We start from the raw sequence: 25699 nt of genomic DNA on the forward strand, positions 1-25699 counted from the left end.
GACCTGGTGGCTATGGCGGACGTGAACCACCCGATCCCATCCCGAACTCGGACGTGAAACCGTTCTGCGCCGATGGTACTTCGTCTTAAGACGCGGGAGAGTAGGTCGCTGCCAGGTCTTGAAACCGCACAATGCATCCAACACGCGCGAGACATCTCATCTCAAAACACTGCCCAACGCACCACACCCGACGCGGGGTGGAGCAGCCCGGTAGCTCGTCAGGCTCATAACCTGAAGGTCGCAGGTTCAAATCCTGCCCCCGCAACCAAGTTTCAGAACGCCGCCCCAGGTGAAAGCCAGGGGCGGCGTTCTGCGTTTCGGGCGGGGGCTGCGTTTCCGGGGCAGGGGAGGGCATCCCTCACCACAGCTCCCCACGCTGCCCGTATACAGCGCGTCATCGCCACAGCCCCGCCACACCCAAAAGGGCAGGGGGGTCCGAGGGGGCCCACGGCCCCCTCGCCGCTTCCGTCTTTCCAGCTTTTCATCACGCGCCGAGCGCCGCCAGCACCCGCTCCGGCAGGAACGGATAGTGCCGCAGCCGCACGCCGCCGGTGAGTCGCGCCACGGCATTCGCGATCGCCGGCCCGACCGGCGGCAGGCCGACCTGTCCCATGCCTCCGACCGGGCTTCCGCTTGTCGGGATCACCGCCACCTCGATATCCGGCGCTTCGGACATGCGGATCACCCTGTAGGTGTCGAAGTTTCCTTCCTGCACCTCGCCATCGACGATGTTGATCTGCTCGAACAGCGCGTGGCCGGTTCCGTTCGTGATGCCGACGATCATCATGCCTTCAATGTGGCGTGGCTGGATCGCCACCCCCGGATCGACCGCAGCCCAGACCTTATGCACCCTGATCACCCCGGTTTCCCGGTTGAGCGATACGTCCGCAATCTGCGCACAATGAGAGCCAAAGGCATCGGAATAGGCGAGGCCGAGCGCGCGACCGTCGCGCGCGCGATCCCATTCCGCCATCCGGCCGACGGTCTCGATGACGGTGCGCGCACGCGGCTGGTTCCGCAGCAGGTCCAGCCTGAGCTGCAAGGGATCGATCCCCCTGGCGGCCGCGATCTCGTCGACGACGCATTCGATCGCGAATCTGGTGTAGCCAACCCCGACCGCGAACCAGAAGCCGATGTCGAGGCCGTTGTCCTGCCGGATATAGTCGATCCGATGAGCGGGGAGGGCGTAGTTGACATGCGCCCCCTCGGTCACGACGTCGTCGTGACCGCCCGCCTGCGCGAAAAGCTGTGCGTTGGTCCGGGCGAAGACGGAATCGGCAACGATACGATGCCGCCAACCGGTGATGTTGCCATCGGCGTCGAGCCCGACCTGAATGTGCTGCGCTTCGAGCGGACGGAATTTATCGTGCCGGATATCGTCCTCGCGGCTCCAGATCACCTTGACCGGTCGGCCCTCGACCTCCCGCGCCAGAGACACGGCATCGATAATGAAGTCCGCCTCGGCCTTGCGGCCGAAGCCGCCGCCGAGCAGGGTCACATTGACCTTGACCTTGTCGGGCGTGGTACCGACCACGTCCGCGGCAAATCTCTGGGTGCCCGTCGGGCCTTGGGTCGGCGCCCAGATCTCCACCCTGTCGCCGGTCACCAGCGCCGTGGCGTTCATCGGCTCCATGGTGGCGTGGCAGACGAGATCGCTCATATAGTCGGCGTCGATGACCGTTGTGGCATGCGCGATCGCGGCATCTGTGTCACCCGCCGAGAACGCCTCGACACCGGTTTGCGAGACGTCACGCGCCACGCTGCGAAAGTGTTCCAGCAGATGGCTGCTCGTGTAGTTGCGGACCCGCGAGGACGTGCTCCACGTCACGTCGAGCAGATCCTTGGCCCGCCGTGTCGCCTCGACCGTCTTGCCGATGATGCCGACACCATAGGAGAGCGGCACGATGTGGGTGACGCCCGGCACGGCCCTGGCCACGGCGTCGTCGATGACCTCCGGTCGTTCACCCTGGACGGGCGCTCGCAGCACCGCGCCATACAGCATGTCGGGACGCTGCACATCGATGCCATAGATCGCGGTGCCGTCGACCTTTGCCGGCACGTCGACGCGGGGGATGTCGCGCCGTCCGACATAGCGCCAGTCTTCGCGCGCCTTCAGATCGGCCCGGGTCGCCTGCGGCAGCGGATCGGGGAGCGCCCCGTTCGCGGCAATCTCGCCATAGCCGAGCGTGCGGCCGGACGGCGCGTGCACGACTCTGCCGGGTTCCGTCGCAAGCGCGCGTGTCGGAACGTTCAGCATGCCGGCGGCACTCGCCAGGATCACTTTGCGGGTCTGCGCCCCGATCAGCCGCAGCACATCATAGTAGCCACGCGTGGATTCGCTGCCGCCGGTGAGCTGAATGCCGTAAAAGCCCGGATTGCCGTAGGTCTCCGCATCGGATGGCGCCTGGACGATGCGGACCCTGTCCCAGTCGGCATCCATTTCCTCGGCGATGAGAAGCGGCAGGGTCGTCATGATGCCTTGCCCCATTTCGACGGCCGGCGACATGATGCTGACCATGCCATCGGCCGCGATGGTCACCCAGGCGTTCGGGCGGTAGCCGCCCTCGGCGGCTCGCGCCATAGCGGCATTCAGGGCATTCCCGGTCAGGCCGCCGAATGCGACCGCGACGCCGAAGCTTCCCGCCGTTATCAGGAAGCTGCGCCGCGAGATCGCGCGGCTGCGAAGCTTGAACGATCCGGTCATGTGTCAGCCCTCACGCGCGGCGCGCTGAATGGCGCTGATGATGCGGATATAGGTTCCGCAGCGGCAGATGTTGCCGTCCATGTGCTCGACGATCTGCTCCCGCGTGGGGTTGGGGGTGCTGTCGAGAAGCGCCGCCGCCTGCATGATCTGGCCGGACTGGCAATAGCCGCATTGCGGCACCTGCTCGGCGACCCAGGCCTTCTGAAGCGGATGGCTGGCGTCCGACGACAGACCTTCGATCGTCGTCACTTGCCGGCCTTCCACGTCTTCAAGCCATGTCACGCAGGAGCGTGTCGGCTCGCCATCGATATGAACCGTGCAGGCCCCGCACTGCGCGATGCCGCAACCGAACTTGGTGCCCGTTAGCTTCAGATGCTCCCGGATCACCCACAGAAGTGGCGTGTCTGGCGCGGCATCCACGTCCACTGCACGCCCATTGATCGTGAAGGTCGTCATAAAGGCATCTCCTCGGCGGGCTGCCGGCTTTCGAGACATGTGATGATCACGGCGCGCAGGGTGGGGAGGCTGACGACCATGGTCGTGTCCGATGTCATCTGGCGCGGCGCGGCGAGATAGGTGTCGCGTGATTGCCTGCCCGCCGCCGACGTCCTGTGCCTCGGCGGCGGCAGTCAGTGCAAAAAGACAGCAGATCTACTGGCGATGATCAGTAGAAAAACTGCAAGGCGACGGGTTCCGATACATGTCTTATGCTAATTTTCATGCAAGGCTGACGTTCTGGTAAACTGCATGTTGCTGCTCATCCAAAAGATAGACAGTTGTGGACGTGCGATCTATGCTGACAAGTCCATATGATCTTCGCGATCGTCCGGGAGGCTTGATGGATCCGCTGTCAGACGTGCTGTCGTTGCTCAAGCCGCGCAGCTATGTGTCCTCCGGTTTCGACGCGGGCGGCGACTGGTCGATCCAGTTCTGCAATCAGCAGAACCGCATGAAGTGCTATGCGGTGATATCGGGTGAATGCTGGCTGCTCGTGGAGGATCTCGCCGAACCCGTGAGACTGCGGGCGGGCGAGTGCTTCGTCTTGCCGAGCGGCCGGAATTTCAGGCTCGCCAGCGACATCGCGTTGAACCCTGTCGATTCAAGCGAGTTTTTTCCGCCGCCCAGCCCTGGCGGCGTCGTGACCGTCAACAGCGGCGGCGATTTCTATCTGGTCGGCAGCCGGTTCGGCGTGAGCGGCCGGAATTCGAGCAGCCTGCTGCGTATGCTTCCGCCCATCGTCCATATCCGCAGAGCGTCGGAGCAGAGCGCGGTGATCTGGTCGGTCGAGCGTATGCGGCAGGAATTGCGCGAACAGCGTCCAGGCAATTCGCTCATCGCACAGCATCTTGCCCATATGATGTTGATCCAGGCCCTGCGACTGCATCTCGAGGACGGGCCGAACGACGGTGTCGGATGGTTTTTCGCCCTTGCCGACAAGCAGCTCGGCGCTGCGATTGCCGCCATTCATGCCGATCCCGCGCATCGCTGGACCCTGCAGACCCTCGCCGAGCGCGCTGGCATGTCCCGATCCAGCTTCGCGCTGAAGTTCAAGGCAACCGTCGGGGAAACCGCGATGGACTACCTGTCGCGCTGGCGCATGACGCTCGCCGGCGACAGGTTCGAGACCACCAATGCCTCGGTCTCCGCCGTCGCGCTCTCGCTCGGATACGAGTCGGAAAGTGCCTTCAGCACGGCATTCAAGCGGGTCATGGGATGTACGCCGAGACAGTATAAGAGCGGTTCGCCTTCCTCAGTCCGTGTCAGCGGCACCAGCGCTTGACGTCGCATGGGTGCGGGCCTGCGCCTATGCGCCCATAGAGGCGCGTGCGCGCGTGGCCGCACGCCGCCATACAGCGCCCGCGCCCGGCATCTGCTATAAGCGGCGGGGCAGGAGGCCCCCGCCGCTTGCCTTTCGCCTTCCCCCCACACAGGACCGGAGACCCTTAGTCATGGCCGATCACGACGACGCGCAGGACGAGTATGTTTATGACGAGGCCAGCGGCGAGTGGCGGCCGGCCTCGGAGGTGACGGCCGCTGCCGATGCCGGCCCGCGGGTGGTGTATGACGCGGCGGGCAATGCGCTGGCCGATGGGGACGCGGTGACCCTGATCAAGGATCTGAAGGTGAAGGGCACAAACCAGACCCTGAAACAGGGCACGGTGATCAAGTCGATCCGCCTGACCGCGAATGACGACGAGATCGACTGCCGGCATGAGGCGGTCAAGGGCCTGGTTCTGCGCACGGAATTCGTGCGCAAGCGCTGAGATGCGCCAAGGGGATTATGGCGTTTGATGCTGCCGCTCTGGCTGGCCATGCCTGGCGAGGGCGAGGCGGATGCGGGCGCTGCAGAACGCGGCATCGACCGGGCCGCCGCCGAACAGGATCCGGTAGAGGATCGGCGCGACCACATCATCGATCAGCGCGGCGGCGGCGGGCGCCGCTTCGCCCCGTGCCGCGGCGCGATCGAGGATGTGGTCGAGCTGGGTGGTGGTATAGCCGCAGCAGCGCGCCATGCGGTCGGGCTCGGGGGCGGCCGCCAGGATGTCCTTCAGCATGTCGCGGCCGGGCCCTGATGACATTTCCTCGGCATATTGCTCGAACCACAGATCGAGATCGGTCACCAGCCCGCCGGTATCGACCGGCAAGGTTTCCGGCTGCATCCGCGCAACCGCCACATCGGCGAGCAGGCCCGCCAGATCGCCCCAGCGCCGATAGATGGTCGACGGCGTGACGCCGGCCTCGGCGGCGATCATCGGGATGGTGACCCCGGCCCGGCCCAGTCGGGCGGTCAACCGGCGCACCGCCTGGTGAACCGAGGCCTGGACCCGCGCACTGCGCCCGCCCGGACGAAGGCCGTCCTTCGCCATCATCACGCTGTCCTCCATCCGCAGATCGACATCGACATGCCGGCACTGATGCAAAAAAACAGCTTTAGTGTCGAGCGGAAACACGGTAAACCGGCTTAACGCAAAAAATTTGCATTAAGGGTCGCCCGCCATGTCTTCCGGCATCATCAGCCGTCTGCCGCGTGCCGTCCGGGGCGATGTCGCCACCGCCAGCCGGGCGCTGACGCTTGGCACCTTCCTTGCCGCATCGGCGGCGCCAACCCCGCTTTATCGCCTGTATCAGCAGGACTTCGCGCTGCCACCGGTGACGGTGACGGTGATTTTCGGCGTCTATGCGCTGGCCTTGCTGATCACCCTGCTGGTGGCGGGCAGCCTGTCGGACCATCTGGGCCGACGGCCGGTGGTGCTGGGGGCGCTGGCGCTGGAGCTGATGGCGATGGCACTGTTCCTGGATGCCGGCAGCGCCGGGCTGCTGATCGCGGCGCGGCTGTTGCAGGGCGTGGCCACGGGGCTTGCGGCCAGTGCGCTGGGCGCGGCGCTGATCGACGGCAGCCCGGCCAGGGGCGCGCTGATCAACAGTATCGCCCCCATGGCCGGCATGGCGACGGGGGCGCTGGGCACCGCCATTCTGGTCAGCTATGCGCCCCTGCCACTGCATCTGGTGTTCGTGGTGCTGGTGGTGCTGTTCGCAGGGCAGATGCCGCTGATCTGGCTGACCCCCGAAACGGCCGGCGGCAAACCGGGCCTGATGGCGTCGCTGCGGCCACGGATCGCGGTGCCGGCGCATGTGCGCGCGGCACTGCTGCGCGTGACGCCGGTGGCGGTTGCGGTGTGGGCGGTGGGCGGGCTCTATCTGTCGCTGGTGCCGTCGCTGATCCAGAGCGCCACCGGCAGCCGGTCGCATCTGATCGGCGGGCTGGTGGTCGCCGGGCTGACCAGTTGTGGCGGGCTGGCGATCCTGTCGCTGCGCAATCGGCCCGCCCGGCGCATCCTGATCATCGGCACCACCGGCCTGACGCTGGGCACCGGCCTGTTCCTGGCGGGGATCAATCTGGCCGCCATCCCGCTGTTGCTGCTGGGCACGGTGATCGCCGGCTATGGCTTTGGCGCCGGCTTTCTGGGGGCGCTGCGCACGATCATGCCGATGGCGGCGGCCGACGAACGCGCGGGCCTGCTGTCGGCCTTCTATGTCGAATGCTATCTGTCCTTCTGCGTTCCGGCGGTTCTGGCGGGCCTGCTGGCGGGGCAGGCGGGTCTGGTCGTCACCGCGACTGTCTATGGGGCGGTGGTCATGCTGCTGGCGGGGACGAGCCTGATCCTCGTCTGCCGGCAGGGGCGCTGACGACAGAGGGAAATGCGGCCTGATGGCTGGCGCGCGCGTACGCCTTGCGCGATGATGACCCCGGAGACCGGCGCACGACGAACACGTCGGCACCGGCCCGACTGCCAAGGCAGGCACCGTTCCTGGGGAGGAAGCGGCCATGTCGGCGCATGACCATATCGACGAGATCGACCGGGTGCTGGGCGGCGATGCCTCGCTGCGCGATGCGGTGGTGCTGCAATCCTGGCGGCGCTGCGTCACCGATCACGGACTGGATCCGGCCCGGCCCAATCCGGCCTATATCGTGCCGGACACCAAACTGCGCGAGCATCGCGAGCAATCGGAACGGCTGATCGCGATCGCGCGCAGCGGCCTTGAGGCGCTGTTCCGGCAGGTGGCGGGGCAGAGCTATGTCCTGCTGCTGGCCGACGCCCAGGGGGTGACGGTCGATTTCTTCGGCGATCCCGCCTTTGAACGCGATCTGCGGCAGGCGGGGCTGTATCTGGGATCGGACTGGTCGGAAAACCTGGCCGGCACCTGTGGCGTCGGCGCCTGTATCGCCACCGGCGAGGCGGTGACCATTCACCAGACCGACCATTTCGATCTGACCCATACGCCGCTGAGCTGCACCGCCGCGCCGATCTTCAGCACCACCGGCGCGCTGGCGGCGGTGCTCGACATCTCGCTGCTGCGCTCGCCGCAACCGAAGGTGAGCCAGAGTCTGGCCCTGCAACTGGTCAAGACCTCGGCGCGGCGGATCGAACTGGCCAATCTGATGGCGATGAACCGGCTGGAATGGGTGCTGCGGTTCTCGACCCTGCCGGAATTCCTGGAAGTGGATCCGGAGGCGGCGATCGCGCTGGACAGCGCCGGCTGCGTGATCGGCATGACCCATGCCGCCGCCCGGGTGCTGGCCCAGGCCGGCGGCACGCTGTGGCAGCGGCCGGACACGCTGATCGGCCAGAAATTGCAGCGCTTTTTCGATCTGTCGATCGATGACCTGCCGACACTGACCCGGGCACGGCCGGCGCAGGACCGGGTGGTGCGGCTGCGCGACGGCCGCGCGATGTTCGCCCACGCGATCATGCCCCAGCGCAGCGCCACGGCGCTGATCGCCGCCCGCACCACACTGCCCAAACCATTATCGGCACTGAGTGGTGACGATGCCGTGATGCGCGCGGTCGAGAAGACCGCGGCAAGGCTGGCGGCCGGCACCATGCCGGTGCTGATCCGCGGCGAGACCGGCGCCGGCAAGCAGAGCCTGGCGCGCGCCATCCATGACAGCCGACCGGGCAGCGGCCCGTTCGTGGCGGTCGACTGTGCCGCGATCGACGAGGAGGCGGTCAGGGCCGCCCAGGGCGGCACGCTGTATCTGGATGAAATCGCCGATCTGTCGGAGGCAGCACAGGCGCGGCTGGTCCGGATGCTGACCGATGACGGCGTGGCGGTCGGCGCCGGCCGGCAGCCGGTGCGGCTGCGGTTGCGGATCATCTCGGCGACCAGCGCCGATCCCGAGGCGATGGTGTCGGGCGGGCGGTTCCGGCGGGATCTGTTCTTCCGGCTCGCCGGGGCGTCGCTGACCCTGCCGCCCTTGCGCGCCCGCCAGGATATCGACTGGCTGATCGACCGGATGCTGCGCCAGCGCGCGATCACCTATCCGCATCACTACCGGCTGAGTGCCGCGGCCCGCATGGAGCTGAAGCAGCGGCCATGGCCGGGCAATATCCGCGAGTTGATCAACACCCTGGATGTGGCGCTGGCGATGACCGACGGCGCGGTGATCGACCTTGAAGACCTGCCGCCGCCGGTGCTGCCGGTGGCGGACCCGGTGGCGGCGGATGCCCGGACCATGCCCGAGGCGGCGGACGAGCTGGAGACCACCTTGCGGATCTGCGGGTGGAATGTGGCACGGGCCGCCCGACGGCTGGGGGTGGATCGCACCACCGTGCATCGGCGGATGGAGCGGCTGGGCATTCACCGGCCGGGAACACCGTCACCGGCCTGAGCCCGATGTCACGCGCCGCCCGATGTCACGTGCCGCCCGATGTCACGTGCCGCCCGATGTCACGCGCCGCCCGATGTCGCGCGCCGCCCGATGTCGCGACCTGTGGCGTCGATCGTGGCACGCCACAGTTCGCGACACAGCCCGGCGGGGCGAATTCGGCAGCGGCCGGACCCCGTGCTGAATCGGGCTCGCGGGGCGCGGTATCCATGGTCATACTTGCCTCACTCCAAGAATAAAAGCCCATGGGAGGTGCAGATATGCTCGACATGACAGTCAATGCCGAGGTCGTCAAAGTTCTGGGCGCGCTGGATGGCGCGCTGTCTTCCGGTGACATCGATCGCGCGGTATCGCTGTTTCAGACCGACTGCTACTGGCGCGATCTGGTGACGTTCACCTGGAACATCCGGACCATGGAAGGCCGCGATCAGATCCGTGACATGCTGACGGCCCAGCTTGGGACGGTCCATCCGGGAGACTGGCGGGTGGCCGAGGGCGAGACCGCGACCGAGGAGGGCGGCGTCACCACCGCCTGGATCAGCTTCGAAACCGCTGTGGCACGCGGCTATGGCCTGATCCGGCTGAAGGACGGGCTGATCTGGACCCTGCTGACCGCGATGACCGAATTGAAGGGTCATGAGGAGCCGCTTGGCCGTGAACGGCCGCTGGGCGCCAAACACGGTGCCGCCAAGGGCCGGCTGTCGTGGTCGGAGGAGCGCGCGAAAGAGGCTGCCGAACTGGGTTATGCCACCCAGCCCTATGTGGTGATCATCGGCGGCGGCCAGGGTGGTATCGCGCTGGGGGCACGGCTGCGCAACATGGGCGTGCCGGCGATCATCATCGAGAAGAACGCCCGCGCCGGCGATAGCTGGCGCAACCGCTACAAGTCGCTCTGCCTGCATGATCCGGTCTGGTACGACCATCTGCCCTATCTGCCGTTCCCGCCTAACTGGCCGGTTTTCGCGCCCAAGGACAAGATCGGCGACTGGCTGGAAATGTATACCAAGATCATGGAGTTGAACTATTGGTCGAGCACCACCTGCACCTCGGCGCGCTATGACGAGGCAATGGGGGAATGGACCGTCGAGGTAGAGCGCGACGGCGTGCCCGTTACCCTGAAGCCGAAGCAACTGGTGCTGGCAACCGGCATGTCGGCAAAGGCCAATCTGCCCGATTTTCCGGGTATGGACCGGTTCAAGGGCGATCAGCACCATTCATCGAAACATCCCGGCCCCGATGCCTGGCGGGGCAAGCGGGCGGTGGTCATCGGGTCGAACAATTCCGCCCATGATATCTGCGCGGCGCTGTGGGAGAACGATGTCGACGTCACCATGGTTCAGCGCTCCACCACCCATATCGTGCGGTCTGACACGCTGATGAAGATCGGGCTGGGGGCGCTGTATTCGGAAGAGGCGGTGGTTGCCGGCGTGACCACGCAGAAGGCCGATTTCATCTTCGCCTCGCTGCCATACCGGATCATGCACGAATTCCAGATCCCGCTTTACGACCAGATGCGCGAGGTCGATGCCGATTTCTATGCCGGCCTGGAAAAAGCCGGGTTCCAGCTCGATTTCGGCGCCGACGGCTCGGGGCTGTTCATGAAATATCTGCGCCGCGGATCGGGCTATTACATCGATGTCGGCGCCAGCCAGTTGATCATCGATGGCAAGATCAAGCTGAAGGCGGGGCAGGTGAAGGAGATCGTGGAAGACGGGGTGGTGCTGGAGGACGGCACCATGCTGCCCGCCGACCTGATCGTCTATGCCACCGGCTATGGATCGATGAACGGCTGGGCGGCCGACCTGATCAGCCAGGAGGTGGCGGACAAGGTGGGCAAATGCTGGGGTCTGGGATCTGACACGCCCAAGGATCCGGGGCCCTGGGAAGGCGAGCAGCGCAATATGTGGAAGCCGACCCAGCAGGAAGCGCTGTGGTTCCATGGCGGCAACCTGCACCAGTCGCGCCATTATTCGCAGTATCTGGCGCTGCAGTTGAAGGCGCGGATGGAAGGCATCCCGACGCCGGTCTATGGGCTTCAGGAGGTGCATCACCTGCGCTGACGGTTGACCGGAATGACGTATTATGGCGCCCGCGCGGCTTCGGCCGGGCGGGCGCCATCGCATGCCGGTGACATCCGATCATCCCGCGCGGTACAAGATACCGGCATGAACAGGCGGCCGATCAGGCCGCGACAGACAAGGGGAGGATCAGGCGATGACGAACCGGCAATGGCTGCTGGCGGCCCACCCGACGGGCCCGGCCACAACCGACACCTGGCGGATGGTCGAGACACCGATGCCGGAACCGGGGCCGGGGCAGATTCTGGTGCGGACGCTGTGGCTGTCGCTCGACCCCTATATGCGCGGGCGGATCAGTGCCGCGGGCAACTACACCCAGGGCGTCGCCGTGGGTGGGGTGATGCAGGGCGGCGGCGTCGGCACGGTGATCGCGTCCAATCATCCCGGCTGGGCGGTGGGCGATCTGGTCGAGAGCATGGCCTTCGGCTGGCAGGAATACGCCGTGCTGAGCCCCGATCTGCCGGGGGCCGCGCGGGCGAACAAGGTCGATGCCGGTCTGGCACCGCCGCAGGCGGCCTTGTCGTGGCTGGGCATGCCGGGGCTGACGGCCTATGTCGGGCTGCTGGAACTGGCGCGGCCGAAGCCTGGTGATACCGTGCTCGTCTCGGCGGCATCGGGGGCCGTGGGGCAGATGGTCGGGCAGATCGCGAAACTGTGCGGCGCGCGGCCGGTGGCGATCGCCAGTTCGCGGGACAAGCTCGACTGGTGCCGGTCGATCGGCTATGAGGCCGGGATCAACTACCGCACCAGTACCGATCTCGGCGCCGATATCCGGGCCGCCTGCCCGGATGGCGTGAACGTGTTCTTCGACAACACCGGCGGGCCGATCCACGACGCGGCCATGGCGCAACTGGCCACCCACGCCCGGGTGGTGATCTGCGGCCGTATCGCCGTGGTCGACCAGCCGCCGGAACAGGATATCGGCCTGCGCGCCAGCGCGCGGATGATCGTCACCCGCGCCTCGATTCACGGGCTGGTGGTGTTCGACTGGTGGCATCTGCGCCAGGCGGCGATGGCGCGCATCGCCGCCTGGCACAGGGCCGGCCAGATCACCTTCAGGGAAGACGTGCTCGAAGGCTTCGAGCGTATGCCTGAAGCCTTCGTGCGGATGATGTCGGGCGGCAATTTCGGCAAACAACTGGTCAGGCTTGCCTGAGGGCGTAGCGCCCGGATGACGGGACGCCCGGTTCAGCCGGCATCACCGGCTGAGCCGGTATCGTCCGCCGAGCCGGTATCGTCCGCCGAGTCGGGGGCGCTGAGCGACCAGTTCACGCCGAACGGGTCGCGCAGCTTGCCGAAGCGATCGCCCCAGAATTGCACGGCCAGCGGCATGGTGATCTCGCAGCCGGCATCCACCGCCCGCCGCCACCAGGCATCGATATCATCGACCACCAGATGCAGGGTGTGGCTGTCGGAGGCCTGCCGCGCCACGCCCATTTCCGGGAAACAGTCGCTGAACATCAACGGCCCGCCATTGATCTCGACATGGCAGTGCAACAGCCGGTCGCCATCCTCGGCCGGCATCCGGAAAACCTCGCGGGCCCCGAAGGCGCGCTGATAGAAGGCCGAGGCGTCGCTGGCCCCCTCCAGATTGAGATAGGCGATGACCCCGGTCAGCGGGGCCATGGGTATGGTGGCAGTATCGCTCATCGCTCTGTTCCTGTGCTGACCGCTGGCGGATAGCCGGCGGGGATGATCCCGTGCCATGACATCTGTCCGATGGCATCGCAGTCGGTTCCGTGGAATGCTGGGCGATGGCGCATCGGCCTGGAACGGCTCCTTTGGCGGGAACCGTCCCGACCCGTCCCCCAACTCTCGATGCCGCCTGCTCCCGATGGACCGAGATGACGCAACAAGCTTCCCCCCGTCGCCCCTTCCACGGCTGGTTCGTGGTTGCCGGCGCCTTCGCCGCAACCTTCATGGGGTTCGGCGCCGCCTATAGCTTCAGTGCCTTCGTCGAGGCCATGCAGACCGATTTCGCCGCCTCGCGCGGGTCGGTCTCGCTGGTGTTTTCGCTGGCCGGTTTCCTCTATTTCGGCCTGGGCGTGATCACCGGCCCGCTGGCCGATCGCTTCGGCTCGCGGCGTCTGGTGCTGGCGGGCATGGTGCTGACCGGCGCCGGGCTGGCGATGGCCGGTCTCGCCCGGAGCTTGACCGAGGTCTATCTGGCCTATGGATTGGGGGTGGGGCTGGGGGTCGGCTGTTCCTATGTGCCGGCGGTGGGCGCCGTGCAGCGCTGGTTCAGCCGCAGGCGTGGCTTCGCCTCGGGCATCGCCGTCAGCGGAATTGGTGTGGGCACGCTGGTGATGCCGCCGCTGGCCGCGGTGCTGATCGCGGCGCTGGGCTGGCGCGACGCCTATCTGGCGATGGGCGCGCTGGTGGTGGTGATCGGCGGCGCCATGGCCTTGCTGATCGAAAACGATCCGCGCGACCGTGGCCTCGGCCCCGATGGCGATCCGCCGCAGGCGGCGGCGATGGGCGACCCCGTGCCCGGCATCCCTGTGGCCGTGGCCATCCGGTCGCGGCGCTTCATCATCCTGTATGCGGCCGGGCTGATCTGCGCCTTCGGCGTCTTCGTGCCCTTCGTGCATCTGGTGCCCTATGCGATCGATCATGGGGTGCAGCCGTCGATGGCGGTTCTGCTGCTGGGCGCGATCGGTGTCGGCAGCACGGCGGGGCGGTTCTTCCTGGGCGGCCTCGCCGACCGGATCGGCCGGCGCCGGGCGCTGATCGCGATGTTCATCGGCATGGCGGCGGCCCAGATGGTGTGGGCTGTGGCGGGCGGTATCGTGTCGCTGGCGGTGTTCGCGCTGCTCTATGGCGTGTTCTATGGCGGCTGGGTGGCGGTTCTGCCGGCGGTGGTGATGGACAGTTTCGGCAGCCGCAATGTCAGCGGGCTGATCGGCATTCTGTATACCAGCGTCGCCCTGGGCACCCTGATCGGCCCCACGGCCGCCGGCTATGTCTTCGACATCAGCCACAGCTATCTGGTGCCGATCCTGGCCAGCGTCGCGGTCAATCTGGTGGCGGCGGCGATCGTCTGCCTGCCGTCACCGGCGCCGGCCGACATGCCCGCCGCTCAGGCGGTGCGGCGATAGGTGGCGGTCATGAATTCCTGCCAGTTGCCATCGGGCATCTGGACGCGTGAGGTGAGGATGCGTTCGTCATCGCCGGCCAGGGTGATGACGTCCTGATAGCGCGCCATGCTGCCATCGCCCGCGAAGCTCGGCCCCTGGGCCGCCAGGGTCAGCACCTTGCCATCGGCATCCATACTGCCGTCATAGAGCCACAGATGGCTCATCATCGATCCGATCCAGGTGCCGGGATAGCGGCCGGTGGCGGGGTCGAAGCCAAGGGTCAGGATGGTATGGCCGATGCCGCCGCCTGGCATCTCGCCCTGGCCTTCGCCGATGATCCACAATCCGCCCAGTGACCGGACGGTCTCGCTGCCATTGAAGGTTTCGCGCGGCTTGTCCGGTCCCATCGAGCAGTCGGCGGTGAACTGCCAGCTTCCGATCAGGCGCTGCAGCCACAGATGGCCGGTTCCGGGTTCGGTGTGCATGGGGTATCCTCCGATGACCGCAGAGAGTGGCTGTTTCGCCACATATTCTGCTTGATTTTTTACCTTGATATCAACATTATAGGCCGATGTCAAAACCCGTGATCGTTCCCTTCGAAACCACGCTTCTGGTCCGCGACAACTGCCTGTGCCTGCATGTCCAGCGCGCGGCGCGGGCGCTGGCCCGGCGCTTCGACGACGCGCTGCGCCATCTGGACCTGACCAGCGGCCAGTTCTCGCTGCTGATGTCGCTGAACCGGCCGACACCGCCCAATAAGGGCCAGGTCGCCAGCCTGCTTGCGATGGATCACAGCACCCTGACCGCCAATCTGAAACCACTGGAACGCCGCGGTCTGGTGGCGGTGTCGGTGGACCCTGACGACCGTCGCAGCCGCCGTCTGTCGCTGACCCCGGCGGGCCGGTCGGTCCTGGCGGATGCGGTGCCGGTGTGGGAAGCGACCCATGCGGCGGTGGAGGCGCAGCTTGCCGGCGCGGATGCCGACCGCCTGCGCGCGGATCTGCAGGCGCTGGCTTGACCGCCCCCACCAGAGCTACACTGTCGCCATGGAGAGGCCGCGATGAGCAAGCCTGTGGTTCCGGCGGCGCCGGATGGCGACGACCCTGCCGACCTCAGCTCCGCGCCCTGTCAGATGCGCGAGGCTGACGATGTGTATATGGGCTATGCGCCCCGCGACGAGATCGTGGCGGCGCTGAACGATCTGCTGTCGGCGGTGGGCCCCGACATAGGGCGGGACGACGACGCATGGGCGGCCAGGACACTGCGCCGGCATATCGTCGCATTGGGCGGCGCGCCATCGGCCGCGGCCACAGGGGCCGGACGGCACATGCTGCACCGCCGCCTCACCGCACTTCTGCCACGCATACGCGACGACCGGCTCCATGCGGACCTGACCCTGATCCTCCCAAGGCTGGCCCTGACAGAAGACCAGCGTTGAGGCGATCAAGCGCCACGGCTGGGGTCGCGATGGGGGGCCGCATCATGAGGTCAGGCCGATGGCGGCTTTCGCCGGCGCATCGAAGCCCAGCGCCACCACCCGGTCGTCGCCGTCCTCGTCGGTGAACACCGGCCGTTTGATCAGCGTCACCTCGCGGGCGAGCAGGGCGGCGATGGCGGCGGCGTCATCGCCGTCGGCGATCGCGCGATCGCTTTCGGCAAGGCCGCGCCAGGTGGTGGAGCGGCGGTTGATCAGCCGGTCCGCGCCGATCTGGTCCAGCCAGCGCGCGGCCTCTTCGGGCTTCAGCGGCTGGGTGCGCAGATCGCGCGACCGGTGGGCGATGCCAGCCTGTTCCAGCGCCTTCAGCGCCTTGCGGCAGGTATCGCAGGTCTTGATGCCATGAGCGGTCAGAAACATCAGGTGGCGTGTCCTGTGGTGAGGCGGTCGGTCATGCCGGCGAGGGCGTCGAGGCAGGCGCCGGCGAGGCGTCGGCAGCCATCGGGCGACCAGCCGCGCTGGGCATCGGGCGCTTCCGCGCAATCCTTGAACGGCTGTTCCAGGGTCATCGCCAGAGTGCCGAAGGTGTTGGCGACCCAGTTGGTGCAGACGGTGAGGTTGCCGGTCTGGGGCCGGGCGGGCGGATAGCCGGCGCGGGTCTGGAAATCGGGCGAGATCCGGTCGAGCCGGTCGCGGTAATCGGCCAGAAGGTCGAGCTGGCCGGGGCGGAGATCGGGAATGCCCTCGAAACCGGCGATGAAGTTGTGGGGCAGGGCCTCGTCGCCATGCACGTCCAGGCAGAAGGCGACGCCGGTCGCGATCATCGCCTGGCGCACGGCCGCGACTTCGGGGCTGCGTGCCAGGCTTGGGGCCAGCCATTCGCGGTTCAGATTGGCGCCGGCGGCATTGGCGCGCAGATGGCCGCGCGCGCTGCCATCGGGGTTCATGTTGGGCACGAAGACGAAGCTGGCGGCGCTGCGCAGGCGGCTCGCCACCGCGTCGCCCGGATCGGTCAGCCGCTCCAGCGCGCCCTCCATCCACCAACTGGCCATGGTCTCGCCCGGATGCTGGCGGCCGATGATCCAGCAGACCGGCCGGCCGGTATCGACGGCGCCGACTTTCAGCGCGTCGAGCGGCCGGCCGTCGACCGTGGTGCCCAGCCGCAGCCGCTCGACCCCCGGCCGGCTGCCGATCCGCGCCACCAGATCGGCATGGCGCGACAGGTCGTAGGGCGCGAAATAGGCGACATCCACCTGATCGGTGTCGATATCCAGATCGAAGCTGAGCACCATGCCGTCGAACGCGGCCTGCACCCGGGTCCAGCGCTGACGATCGGTCGAGATGACCGGCCGATAGCCTTTGAAGCCCCGCGGATAGGTGCAGGTGCCGGCATTCAGGATCCGGACCTGCACCGGCCGGCCGCGGATGCCCGACAGGCGGACATGGAACCACTGCCGGAAATCGCAGCCGGCATCGGTGCGGATCGCCAGATCGACGCGGGCGCGGGGCAGGCTGTCATCGATTCCGACCAGATCGCCATTGCCGCCGTCGAACCGGCTGTCGACGGCGATCCGGCCGGCTGATGCCATGAACCCGGCTGATAAGATGGACACGAGGGGAAAACTCCGGTTCTGGGGGCGGCATCGCCGGGTCGCCGGGGGCTTGTCCGGCGGTGGAACAGAGCGACATATAGCATGCATGCAGACGGCCCACCGGCTGACCTGCCGGTATTTGGACCTGCGGGCATTCTGAAAGGACATGGCGTGACCGACAAGACCGTTGCCGCATCATCTCTGGTATCCGCCGCCGCAGGCACCGGGTCCGAGACGTCTTATGCACGCGCGACCCATGCGGCGCGCGGCACCGGCCGTGTCGATGCGGCGACCGGTGCCGTGGTGCCGCCGATCCATGTCTCGACCACATTCGAGCGCGCGGCCGATCTGAGCTATCCCCGGGGCCGGGTGTATTCCCGCGCCGACAGCGCCGCCTATGACGAACCGGAAGCGGTGCTGACCACGCTGGAGGGCGGGGCGGAGAGCATGCTGTTCGCATCCGGCATGGCGGCGGCGGCAACACTGTTTCAGGCCCTGCCGCAGGGTGCCCGGATCGTGGCGCCCGAGGTGATGTATTGGGGCCTGCGCAAATGGCTGATCGACGTGGCGCGACCGGCCGGCATCGGCGTCGCATTCGTCGACATGACCGACATGGCGGCGCTGGCTGGTGCTCTGGACGGCGGTGCCGATCTGGTCTGGATCGAGACACCGTCCAATCCACTATGGGGTGTGACCGATATCGCCGAGGCGGCACGGCTGGCGCATCGTGCGGGTGCGGTGCTGGCGGTGGACAACACGGTCGCGACCCCGATCCTGACCCGGCCGATCGAGCACGGCGCCGATATCGTGATGCATTCGGCCACCAAATATCTCAACGGCCATTCCGACGTGCTGGCCGGCACCCTGACCGTGTCGGCGGGGGCGGCGGGCGATCCGCTGTGGCAGCGGACGCGGATGCTGCGCGGTATGAACGGGGCGGTGCTGGGGCCGTTCGAGGCCTGGCTGCTGCTGCGCGGCATGCGCACCCTGGCGATCCGGGTGGACCGTGCCAGCGCCAATGCCGCGGCCATCGCCCGCCATTTCAGCGGTGACCCGAGGGTGCGGGCGATCCTGTATCCGGGTCTGCCCGATTTTCCGGGCCACGACATCGCCGCCCGCCAGATGACCGGCGGCTTCGGCGGCATGCTGTCGCTGTGCGTGGCCGGGGGGCGGGACGCGGCGATCGATATGGCCGGTCGCCTGCGCCTGTTCGCCCGGGCCACCTCGCTCGGCGGCGTCGAAAGCCTGATCGAGCATCGCGCCAGCATCGAGGGCCCGACCAGCCCGGTTCCCGACGACCTGCTGCGGGTGTCGGTGGGCATCGAGGATGTGGGCGACCTGATCGCCGATCTGGACCGCGCGCTCGGCCGTTGATGGTGACCGGGCGGCAATCGGCCGACAATCGGGGCCGGGCGGCCATATTCCGTGCCGCGCCATGTTGCAGCCGATTGACAAGCCCCAGGCGCTTGGCTATGTAATCGGACGCTTCCGATGCGGAGGGGTGGCCGAGTGGCTGAAGGCGACGGTTTGCTAAACCGTTATAGGGGTAAAACCCTATCGAGGGTTCGAATCCCTTCCCCTCCTCCAGATTTCCGAAAAGGCCCAGGCTGTTGATCAGGCTGGGCCTTTTCACGTCCAGGGCCTGCGGCACCGCGGCTTGCGATCCGGCGGGGCGGTAGGCGCGCAGGTCTGCTCTGCGGCATTTCGCACTTGCGGCAAAACTCCGCGGGTGTTACTCAACACCTCAGCCGGCGGGGTCTTGTCCGCCGGGGGCCTTCCGGTTGTCTCGTGCATCACAGCTTGTTCTGTGCATCACGCGGCATGTAGCCCGGACAGTGCCGCGACAGTGTCGCCTGATCATGCGGTCCCGACCGCGCGGTCCGGTGAACACCGCCGCCGACCCGGTATTGGTCCCGCCCGATACCGCAACCCTCAACGGGCATGTGCGGACTTCAAGCTTCGCGACGTGCCACTGCCGGGCGCTCCGGCCGCGTGACGAACCACAAACGGACCTTGACCGGTCCGGTTCGCCGTCCGAGCGCCGATCACGGCGGAAGCCCATGACTGGCCCAGGCACGCGGGGCACGTCCTCACTCATCGGCTGCCGATTGACACGCAGCCGGCGGAGCTTTGCGCTCGCCGGTCGTGCCGGCGCCACCCGTTCGAAAGACTGACCTTTGACCAATTTTGCTGATCTCGGCCTGTCCGAGACGCTGTTGCGTGCCCTTGTCGATGCCGGCTATACCCAGCCGACCCCGATTCAGGAGCAGGCCATTCCGCATCTCGTTGCCGGCCGCGATCTTCTGGGCATCGCCCAGACCGGCACCGGCAAGACGGCGGCCTTCGCGCTGCCGATCCTGAACCGCTTCGCCGCCGACCGCCAGCGCCCGAACCTGCCGGGCCGTACCCGCTGCCTGATCCTGGCGCCGACCCGCGAACTGGCAGCCCAGATCGCCGACAACTTCAAGACCTATGCCCGCCACATGCGGGTGGCGGTCGCCGTGGTCGTGGGCGGTGTCAGCTCCGGCCCGCAGGCCCGTGCGATCAATCGCGGCCTGGACGTGCTGGTGGCGACGCCGGGCCGTCTGGTCGACCATCTGGAAAGCGGCATCCTGAAGCTCGATCGCACCGAGATCGTGGTTCTGGACGAAGCCGACCATATGCTGGATCTGGGCTTCATCATCCCGATCCGCCGCATTCTCGCCAAGCTGCCGACCCGTCGCCAGAGCCTGTTCTTCTCGGCCACCATGCCGAAGGAGATCGGCGGCCTGGCCGCTGAAATGCTGCGCGATCCGATCGAGGTTTCGGTGGCGCCGGTCGCCACCACCGCCGAACGCGTCGACCAGCGGATCATCCGTGTCGAGCCCTCGCGCAAGCGTGGCGTGCTGATCGACCTGCTGGACGACACCACGGTCGGCCGTGCCCTGGTCTTCACCCGCACCAAGCGCGGCGCCGACCGGGTTGCGAGCGATCTGGAAGCCGCCGGCCTGCCGGCCTCGGCCATCCACGGCAACAAGAGCCAGAGCCAGCGCGAGCGGGCCCTGGGCGGGTTCCGTGACGGCCGGGTGCGCATCCTGGTCGCCACCGACATCGCGGCGCGCGGCATCGATGTCACCGCCATCAGCCACGTGATCAATTACGAGCTGCCCGACGTGCCGGAAAGCTATGTCCATCGCATCGGCCGCACCGCGCGCGCCGGCGCCGAGGGCATCGCCGTCACGCTGTGCGCCGATGACGAGCTGGGCCTGCTGCGCGATATCGAGCGCCTGACCCGGCAGACGATCCCGACCGAGGATCGCCGCACGCCGGAATCGATCGCAGCCAATCCCGACCGCACGCCGCAGCGCCAGCAGATGCGCAATGGCCGTCCGGCCGGCAAGGGGCGCCCCAGTGGCGGCGTCGGTCGCCCCGGTGGCCGCAACGGCCCGGTCCGTGGTGCCCATAACGGCGACACCCGCGACCATCGCGAGCCGCGTGAATATCGCGGCGAGCGCCGGACCTATCGCGACGGCGACGCCCGTGGCGGCGCCGAAGCACGTGGTGGTGCCGAGGGCCGTGGCGGCGAGCGGTCTTACAACCAGCGCCCGGGTGGCCAGCGTCCGGGCGGTCAGCGCCCGGCCGGCGGCCCGCGCGGCGGCTTCGAAGGCCGTCCGCAGCGGCGCAGCACGGCTGGCTGATCGCCGACCAACGGCTGATCCGATCATGAACGGGGGCGGCACCACAAGGTGCCGCCCCCGTTTTTTGTGCCGGATCGGGCTTTGTGTCCAATCGGGCCTTTGTGTCCAATCGGGTCGTCGCGCGGGATCGCGGTTGCCGTGGCGGCGCGGGCGGTTTCGGCCTGGATCGCGGTGACCCGCCGGCCGATATCCCGGTCGCCCGCGCGGTCTGGGTGGCCAGGGCCTTCACCTCGCCGGCGACGACGGCGACACTGTTGCCGGCATCGCCGGCGCGCGCTGCCTCAATGGTCGCGCTCAGGGCCAGCAGGGTGTTCGGCGATCCCGGCGATCAGCGTCACCACGGCGCCGCCCCGCCGGGCGGTGTCGGCCAGGGCGCGGACCTGTTCATCGATCTGGCCGGCCTGCTGTGCCGCGTGGGTGGTCATGTCGGTGCTGCGGGCCATGTCCTGACTGATACCCGCGATGGAGCCCGCCAGTTCCCCCGTGGTGCCGGCCACGCGGTCGACATTGCCGGCGGCGGCCGCCGCGACCGGTCTGGCGCCGGAGCGGGACCGGATTCTCAGCCGGACGTCCCGGCGGAGATGCGACCGGCCACCATCCAGCGGCCGGGCCGGGCGTGATCGCCGTCGCGCCAGGTTTCGATCCGCGCCATGCCGCGGCCATCCGGTCCGTCGGGGCCCTGGGCGATGATCAGGTGCGGCGGGCCCGACACCTGGCGGTGATGCAGCAGGTCGAGCCCGGCGACCGGGGCCGAACCACCGGTCGCGATATCCTCGACAAGGCCGATGCCGGCGGGAAAATGGCGGGCGCGGATCAGGCTGGCGGTACCGGCAGGACCGGCATGGATACCGGCAGCAGGGCCGGCATGGGCATAGACATAGAGGCCGGTGGTGCCGGTGTCGCGGCCCAGCGCATCCACCATGGCCGCATCGGGGCTCATCTGCCCGATCAGGTGCGGATCGTCGATCCGCAACACCAGCTTCGGCCGGGCGGCGCCGGCGCGGGCAGGGGAATGCCGGAACCGATCCGGCGCCAGACCGGTCGCGGCGGCGGCCCTGGCGATGATCGCCGTGGCCTCGGCATCCGCACAGGGGCGGTGGTGATTGCCGTCCAGCCGGCAGACCGCCCCGGTGATGGCGCCGTCGTGGATGACCGGGGTCAGGTGCTGCGGCCCGGCATCGGTGTCGATCACCAAAGGCGCCCGGGGCGCGGCGCCGTCCTGCCACAGCCGTGCGGCGGCGGCGATCAAGCCGTGCAGGCACAGCGACAGCCGGCCCCCCGGCACCATGAACACCGCCCGCCATGACCCGCCATCGCCGGGTGTCAGCAGGGTGACCTCGATGCCGGTGGCACTGGCGGTGGCGGCCGCGCGGGCCAGCGCTGTCGGATCGTGATCGTGATCGTGATCGTGATTGTGGTCGTGATCGGGGGCGGCGATCAGCGTCCAGGCAGGATTGCCGCCATGGCCGTCTTCGGCGCAGAACGCCCGATAGAGGCGCGGTCCGCCGGCATGTCCCGTCAATCCCGTCATCGTCAGCGCCCCTCGGCCTTGCGTGAGACATCGACCAGCAGCCATCCGGCCAGGGCGGCGCCGGCCACGAACACCAGCGCCATCACCTGCGGGTCGACATGGCCGACGGCGGCGACGCCCAGTGCGCCGGTCATCAGCGCGCCGCGGAAGCCCAGGCCCATCACCGCCGCCGCACGGCTGCGCGCCGCCTGCGGTGCCAGCGCCGCCATCAGCGCCAGCTTGGGCGGGGCATAAAGCAGTTCGCCGATGGTGAACAGGGCGGTGAAGGCGATCAGCAGCCAGGGCGCCGTCGACCAGCCCAGCACCCAGAACCCGATCGCGAACAGCGCAAAGCCGATGATCAGCCGCCGGCGATCGGTCATCGGCCGGGCCAGGCGCTGAACCAGCGGCGCCAGCGCCACCACCATCAACCCGTTCTCGATCCGCAGCAGGCCGAACAGTTCCGGGCCGTTCAGGGCCAGCCGCCAGCCGGCGGCATCGATCAGCACCGCGGTCTCCACCGTGGTGCCCAGGCGGACCGCCACGTAATGGGCAAGCTGGGCGGCCACCGCCAGCGACAGCGACACACCCAGCGCATAGCGCAGGAACAGGCGGTCGCGCAGCACCACCAGATAGCCGGCGATCAGCGCGCCCGGATGGAAGCGGCCATGGCTGGCCGCGGCCCGCACGGCCTCCGGGCGGGTTTCGATCAGCCACAGCATCAGGGCGATGGCAACACCCGCCGCCAGCACCGCGATGCCCGCCAGCAGCCAGCCGAAGGCGATGGCATAAAGGGCGGCGCCGGCCAGCGTGCCTGAAGACCGCGCCACATTCGTGATCCAGTAGACCGCGCCATAGATCCGTGTCCGGCGTTCCGGCGTCGCCAGATCGATGACCGTGGCCTCGGCGGTGGGGGTGGAGACGCCGGCGGCGATCGCCAGCGCCAGAAATGGCGGAAACCCGGCCCAGGCGGCGACGGGGCCGGCCATCGCCGTCGTCTCGGGCAGAATGGCGAGCGCGAGTGCGGCGGCGGCGATCGCCCGGCCGATCTCGGCCGGCACCAGCACCCGCCGCCGGCCCAGCGTATCGGCCAGATGGCCGGCCCAGATGCCGGCGAGCGTCGCGGCGGCAAAGGCCGTGAACATCAACAGTCCGGCGGTGCCGGTGCCAAGGGCTTCGGCAAAGCGCAACGCCATGAACGGAAAGATCGCGGCTTCGGCGAATTTCTCAAGGAACAGCACCGCCAGTCGCAGGCGGATCACCCGTTCCATGGGGCAACTCCGGCGTCGGCGGCGGGATCCATGGCGCCCGGCCACGCGGGCGGCGCGATCCGATGGCGGATGAAGGGGCTGTCGCAGGCGGTGCCGGCCGCGATGTCCAGGCATCCGGCCAGCGGGTCCATGACCGCCGCGGCGACGGTGCGGCCCCGGGCGGGCCCGCGGTCATGGGCGCAGATGCTGAGCGGCGCATTGGCATGATCGGCCAGCAGTGCGCGGGCATCATCGGCGCCGGCGGTGCCGGCGGCCCAGGCGCCGGATGCAAACACCGTGTCCATCCGGGCCGCGCGCACCCGCGTCGACGACCAGTCCGGCACCCGGTCGCGGGGGGCCAGATCGGGGTGCAGGAAGTGATTGCAGTGGCTGAGCCGCGATTGCGGTATGCCGGGCGCCGGGTCCAGCCGCCGGCGAGTGTCGATGGTCGTCTCGATCATCATCAGGTCGCGGGCATCGGCCAGGGTGTAGCAGCGAGACGACGCGCGCGGCAGCCGGGCGATCGCCTCTTCGGCGGCACGGGCGTCGGGCAGGGACAGCAGATGGCGGATGATCAGATAGGGCGGCACGCCCGGCCGCCAGCCTTCGGCCACGACCATGTTGATGCCGATGGCGAGTCCGGCGCCGTTGATGCCCAGAAACCCGAGCTGACCCAGCGGCGCCCAGGCCAGGATGTCACCGCCGGCGGGCCCCGCGCCCTGAAGATGCAGCACGGTGCCCAGCCCATACAGATCGCCGGGCAGATCGGCGGTCTGCGCGATCAGCGGATGCGGCCGGCCATCGTCTGCGTCGGTGCGGAAGGCGATGGTGGTGCAGCCCTCCACCCCGCCTGAGATGTCGGTCGCCGGCGGCCAGGTGGCGGGGCCGATGCCGGGCATGGCCAGTTCCCGACGCATTTGCAGGATCATGATGTCGGCGAGCGGCAGGTCGGCGCCCTCGGCCATGCCGTTCAGTTCGGCGAAGATGCCGGGCAGGGTGGCGGCAATGACGGTGGCGAAGCTCAGCGCCAGCAGGCGGGCCTGCTCGCGACCCAGCGGGACCGCCCGCACGCGGTCGATATGGGCGACGTCTTCGTCCAGGAATGCATGGAGCGCGGGTTTCAGTGCCTGACCGATCATCCGGCCACGCTGGCGCGGCCCGCCGGTGGCCCGCACCGGCTGTGGCACGTGGGCCAGGATGCGGGCGGCGGTCATGCGGCGGTTCCGTGGCCAAGGGCCGCGCCGCGCCGTCGGGTTGCCGCCATCCGGATCAGGCCGCGGGCGATCGCATCGGCGGCGGCGCGCGCGGCGGGCTCGATCACCACGCGCTGATCGCCGGCCAACACGGCGGCGGTGAAGAAGCCTGGGGTCATGTTGACCTCCAGGATCACCGGCCCGCGATCGGGGCTCTCGATCAGGTCGACACCGGCGATCGGCGCGTCGAAGGCGCGGGCGGCGGCTGTGGCCAGCGCCGCCAGCACCGGCGGGATCGGCGCCACAAGCTCGGCGCGGCCGCCGGCATGAAGATTGGTCACGAAGGAGCCTGGGGCGGCATGACGGCGAAAGGCATAGGACGGCCGGTAATCGACGCATTGGATGCGCAGATCCGCGCCGGTGTTCGGCACATGCTCCTGAAGATACAGCGGCAGACGGCTGGCCGTGGCCGCAGCCAGAAGCGCCACCAGATCGGCGCGCTCGGTGATCAGGCGCACACCGCCACCCTTGGTGCCAAGGCAGGGCTTCACCACCATCGGCAGGCCCAGCGTGGTGATCAGCATATTCGGGTCGCCATCGGCGCCGGCGAGAAGCGTGCGGGCATGGGGCAGGCCGTGGGCCGCCAGGATCAGCGATCCGACCGGCTTCAACTGGCCGCCATCCAGTACGGCTGCCCGGTTCATCACGGGTATGCCGGCCTGTTCCAGTGCCCGCAACAGCCACAAACCGGCATCGCGGGCGGCAAGCGAGGTCCAGCCAAGGGCGGCATCAACGGCAATTGGCGCGCCGTTGCCGTCCATTATGGTCAGCGACCGGCCGTCGATCGCCACCGTCAGCGCTTCCGGGCGCCGGATCAGCGCGCGGGCGCCCTGACGGGCAAGGGCCGAGGCCAGAGCCTCGCTGTCGGCGGTGGGTTCGCGCACCAGGATCAGGATGGTGGGGGAGGACATCGCAAAATCCATCATGGGTTGATGTTTGCGCGATATATACTCC

General features: G+C 68.2%; 23 protein-coding genes, 2 tRNA genes, 1 rRNA gene and 1 pseudogene. 14 read left to right on the forward strand and 13 right to left on the reverse strand.

Annotated features, from left to right (window positions below):
• Nucleotides 1-2: 2 nt before the first annotated feature.
• Both rrf and WG924_RS27405 read left to right on the forward strand, forming a co-directional pair.
• Nucleotides 3-117 (forward strand): 5S ribosomal RNA (rrf, locus tag WG924_RS27400).
• Nucleotides 118-191: 74 nt separating this feature from the next.
• Nucleotides 192-268, forward strand: a tRNA-Met gene (locus WG924_RS27405).
• 216 nt (nt 269-484) lie between these two features.
• On the opposite strand, the gene WG924_RS27410 is transcribed toward WG924_RS27405, so the two are convergent.
• Together WG924_RS27410 and WG924_RS27415 are read right to left on the reverse strand one after the other, a co-directional pair.
• On the reverse strand, nt 485-2704 hold the full coding sequence (locus WG924_RS27410) for a xanthine dehydrogenase family protein molybdopterin-binding subunit (RefSeq protein ID WP_345936222.1): 2220 nt from the start codon (nt 2702-2704) through the stop codon (nt 485-487).
• Nucleotides 2705-2707: 3 nt separating this feature from the next.
• Nucleotides 2708-3160 (reverse strand): (2Fe-2S)-binding protein, encoded by a 453-nt coding sequence (locus WG924_RS27415; protein WP_345936223.1) that lies wholly within the window; start codon nt 3158-3160, stop codon nt 2708-2710.
• Between the two features lie 382 nt (nt 3161-3542).
• On the opposite strand from WG924_RS27415, the gene WG924_RS27420 reads away from it, so the two are divergent.
• Together WG924_RS27420 and WG924_RS27425 are read left to right on the forward strand one after the other, a co-directional pair.
• A complete protein-coding gene (locus tag WG924_RS27420) occupies nt 3543-4484 on the forward strand; it encodes an AraC family transcriptional regulator (protein ID WP_345936224.1) in 942 nt (313 codons plus the stop codon).
• Between the two features lie 169 nt (nt 4485-4653).
• On the forward strand, nt 4654-4968 hold the full coding sequence (locus tag WG924_RS27425; RefSeq protein ID WP_345936225.1) for an alkylphosphonate utilization protein: 315 nt from the start codon (nt 4654-4656) through the stop codon (nt 4966-4968).
• Between the two features lie 15 nt (nt 4969-4983).
• On the opposite strand, the gene WG924_RS27430 is transcribed toward WG924_RS27425, so the two are convergent.
• Nucleotides 4984-5574: a TetR/AcrR family transcriptional regulator gene (locus tag WG924_RS27430; RefSeq protein WP_345936226.1), complete on the reverse strand. Its 591-nt coding sequence runs from the start codon at nt 5572-5574 to the stop codon at nt 4984-4986.
• A 127-nt stretch (nt 5575-5701) separates the two neighbouring features.
• Between WG924_RS27430 and WG924_RS27435 the strand changes: the two genes are divergently transcribed.
• The 4 genes from WG924_RS27435 to WG924_RS27450 all read left to right on the forward strand — a co-directional run bounded on the left by WG924_RS27435 (nt 5702) and on the right by WG924_RS27450 (nt 12107).
• Nucleotides 5702-6892 carry an MFS transporter gene (locus WG924_RS27435; protein ID WP_345936227.1) on the forward strand — a complete coding sequence of 397 codons (1191 nt, stop codon included), beginning with the start codon at nt 5702-5704 and terminating at the stop codon, nt 6890-6892.
• 139 nt (nt 6893-7031) lie between these two features.
• A complete protein-coding gene (locus tag WG924_RS27440) occupies nt 7032-8876 on the forward strand; it encodes a sigma-54-dependent Fis family transcriptional regulator (RefSeq protein ID WP_345936228.1) in 1845 nt (614 codons plus the stop codon).
• Nucleotides 8877-9133: 257 nt separating this feature from the next.
• Complete coding sequence (locus WG924_RS27445) at nt 9134-10933, forward strand: NAD(P)/FAD-dependent oxidoreductase (protein WP_345936229.1); 1800 nt, start codon at nt 9134-9136, stop codon at nt 10931-10933.
• Nucleotides 10934-11087: 154 nt separating this feature from the next.
• Entirely contained in the window at nt 11088-12107 is a 1020-nt protein-coding gene (locus WG924_RS27450; protein ID WP_345936230.1) for an NADP-dependent oxidoreductase, read from the forward strand.
• A gap of 32 nt (nt 12108-12139) precedes the next feature.
• Here WG924_RS27450 and WG924_RS27455 read toward each other — a convergent pair whose 3' ends face one another.
• Nucleotides 12140-12601 carry a VOC family protein gene (locus tag WG924_RS27455; RefSeq protein WP_345936231.1) on the reverse strand — a complete coding sequence of 154 codons (462 nt, stop codon included), beginning with the start codon at nt 12599-12601 and terminating at the stop codon, nt 12140-12142.
• A gap of 194 nt (nt 12602-12795) precedes the next feature.
• Between WG924_RS27455 and WG924_RS27460 the strand changes: the two genes are divergently transcribed.
• The gene (locus WG924_RS27460; RefSeq protein ID WP_345936232.1) at nt 12796-14049 is read left to right on the forward strand and encodes an MFS transporter; all 1254 of its coding nucleotides are present in this window, start codon (nt 12796-12798) and stop codon (nt 14047-14049) included.
• Here the strand turns inward: WG924_RS27460 and WG924_RS27465 are convergent.
• Complete coding sequence (locus WG924_RS27465) at nt 14031-14513, reverse strand: DUF1579 domain-containing protein (protein WP_345936233.1); 483 nt, start codon at nt 14511-14513, stop codon at nt 14031-14033. The two genes, WG924_RS27460 and WG924_RS27465, sit on opposite strands and share 19 nt — an antisense overlap.
• Nucleotides 14514-14599: 86 nt before the next feature.
• On the opposite strand from WG924_RS27465, the gene WG924_RS27470 reads away from it, so the two are divergent.
• Entirely contained in the window at nt 14600-15046 is a 447-nt protein-coding gene (locus WG924_RS27470; RefSeq protein WP_345936234.1) for a MarR family winged helix-turn-helix transcriptional regulator, read from the forward strand.
• A gap of 42 nt (nt 15047-15088) precedes the next feature.
• Nucleotides 15089-15466, forward strand: coding sequence for a hypothetical protein (locus tag WG924_RS27475; protein ID WP_345936235.1), 378 nt, complete (start codon nt 15089-15091; stop codon nt 15464-15466).
• A gap of 42 nt (nt 15467-15508) precedes the next feature.
• Here WG924_RS27475 and WG924_RS27480 read toward each other — a convergent pair whose 3' ends face one another.
• Complete coding sequence (locus WG924_RS27480; protein WP_345936236.1) at nt 15509-15883, reverse strand: ArsC/Spx/MgsR family protein; 375 nt, start codon at nt 15881-15883, stop codon at nt 15509-15511.
• The gene (locus WG924_RS27485) at nt 15883-17052 is read right to left on the reverse strand and encodes a M14 family metallopeptidase (RefSeq protein WP_372045134.1); all 1170 of its coding nucleotides are present in this window, start codon (nt 17050-17052) and stop codon (nt 15883-15885) included. Before WG924_RS27485 ends, WG924_RS27480 begins: the two co-directional genes overlap by 1 nt.
• Before the next feature lie 174 nt (nt 17053-17226).
• Here WG924_RS27485 and WG924_RS27490 point away from each other — a divergent pair, with 174 nt between their 5' ends.
• The 3 genes from WG924_RS27490 (at nt 17227) to WG924_RS27500 (ending at nt 20732) form a co-directional block, all read left to right on the forward strand.
• Complete coding sequence (locus WG924_RS27490) at nt 17227-18429, forward strand: trans-sulfuration enzyme family protein (protein ID WP_372045014.1); 1203 nt, start codon at nt 17227-17229, stop codon at nt 18427-18429.
• 121 nt (nt 18430-18550) lie between these two features.
• Nucleotides 18551-18642, forward strand: a tRNA-Ser gene (locus WG924_RS27495).
• A gap of 590 nt (nt 18643-19232) precedes the next feature.
• Nucleotides 19233-20732, forward strand: a complete 1500-nt coding sequence (locus WG924_RS27500) for a DEAD/DEAH box helicase (protein ID WP_345936238.1) — start codon at nt 19233-19235, stop codon at nt 20730-20732.
• Nucleotides 20733-20979: 247 nt separating this feature from the next.
• Here WG924_RS27500 and WG924_RS27505 read toward each other — a convergent pair.
• The 6 genes and pseudogenes from WG924_RS27505 to WG924_RS27530 form a co-directional block, all read right to left on the reverse strand.
• A pseudogene (locus tag WG924_RS27505) lies at nt 20980-21039 on the reverse strand (hypothetical protein); the annotation flags it as partial.
• Nucleotides 21014-21229 (reverse strand): hypothetical protein, encoded by a 216-nt coding sequence (locus WG924_RS27510; RefSeq protein WP_345936239.1) that lies wholly within the window; start codon nt 21227-21229, stop codon nt 21014-21016. The gene WG924_RS27510 and the pseudogene WG924_RS27505, both read right to left, overlap by 26 nt.
• Nucleotides 21230-21291: 62 nt before the next feature.
• Complete coding sequence (locus tag WG924_RS27515) at nt 21292-22263, reverse strand: PhzF family phenazine biosynthesis protein (RefSeq protein ID WP_345936240.1); 972 nt, start codon at nt 22261-22263, stop codon at nt 21292-21294.
• A 2-nt stretch (nt 22264-22265) separates the two neighbouring features.
• Complete coding sequence (locus WG924_RS27520; RefSeq protein WP_345936241.1) at nt 22266-23513, reverse strand: MFS transporter; 1248 nt, start codon at nt 23511-23513, stop codon at nt 22266-22268.
• Nucleotides 23501-24706, reverse strand: a complete 1206-nt coding sequence (locus WG924_RS27525; RefSeq protein WP_345936242.1) for a C45 family autoproteolytic acyltransferase/hydrolase — start codon at nt 24704-24706, stop codon at nt 23501-23503. Before WG924_RS27525 ends, WG924_RS27520 begins: the two co-directional genes overlap by 13 nt.
• The gene (locus WG924_RS27530) at nt 24703-25656 is read right to left on the reverse strand and encodes an ATP-grasp domain-containing protein (protein ID WP_345936243.1); all 954 of its coding nucleotides are present in this window, start codon (nt 25654-25656) and stop codon (nt 24703-24705) included. The genes WG924_RS27525 and WG924_RS27530 overlap by 4 nt, the downstream gene beginning before the upstream one ends.
• Nucleotides 25657-25699 lie beyond the last annotated feature (43 nt).

The sequence above is a fragment of the Tistrella arctica genome (assembly GCF_039630945.1).
GTDB lineage: Bacteria > Pseudomonadota > Alphaproteobacteria > Tistrellales > Tistrellaceae > Tistrella > Tistrella bauzanensis.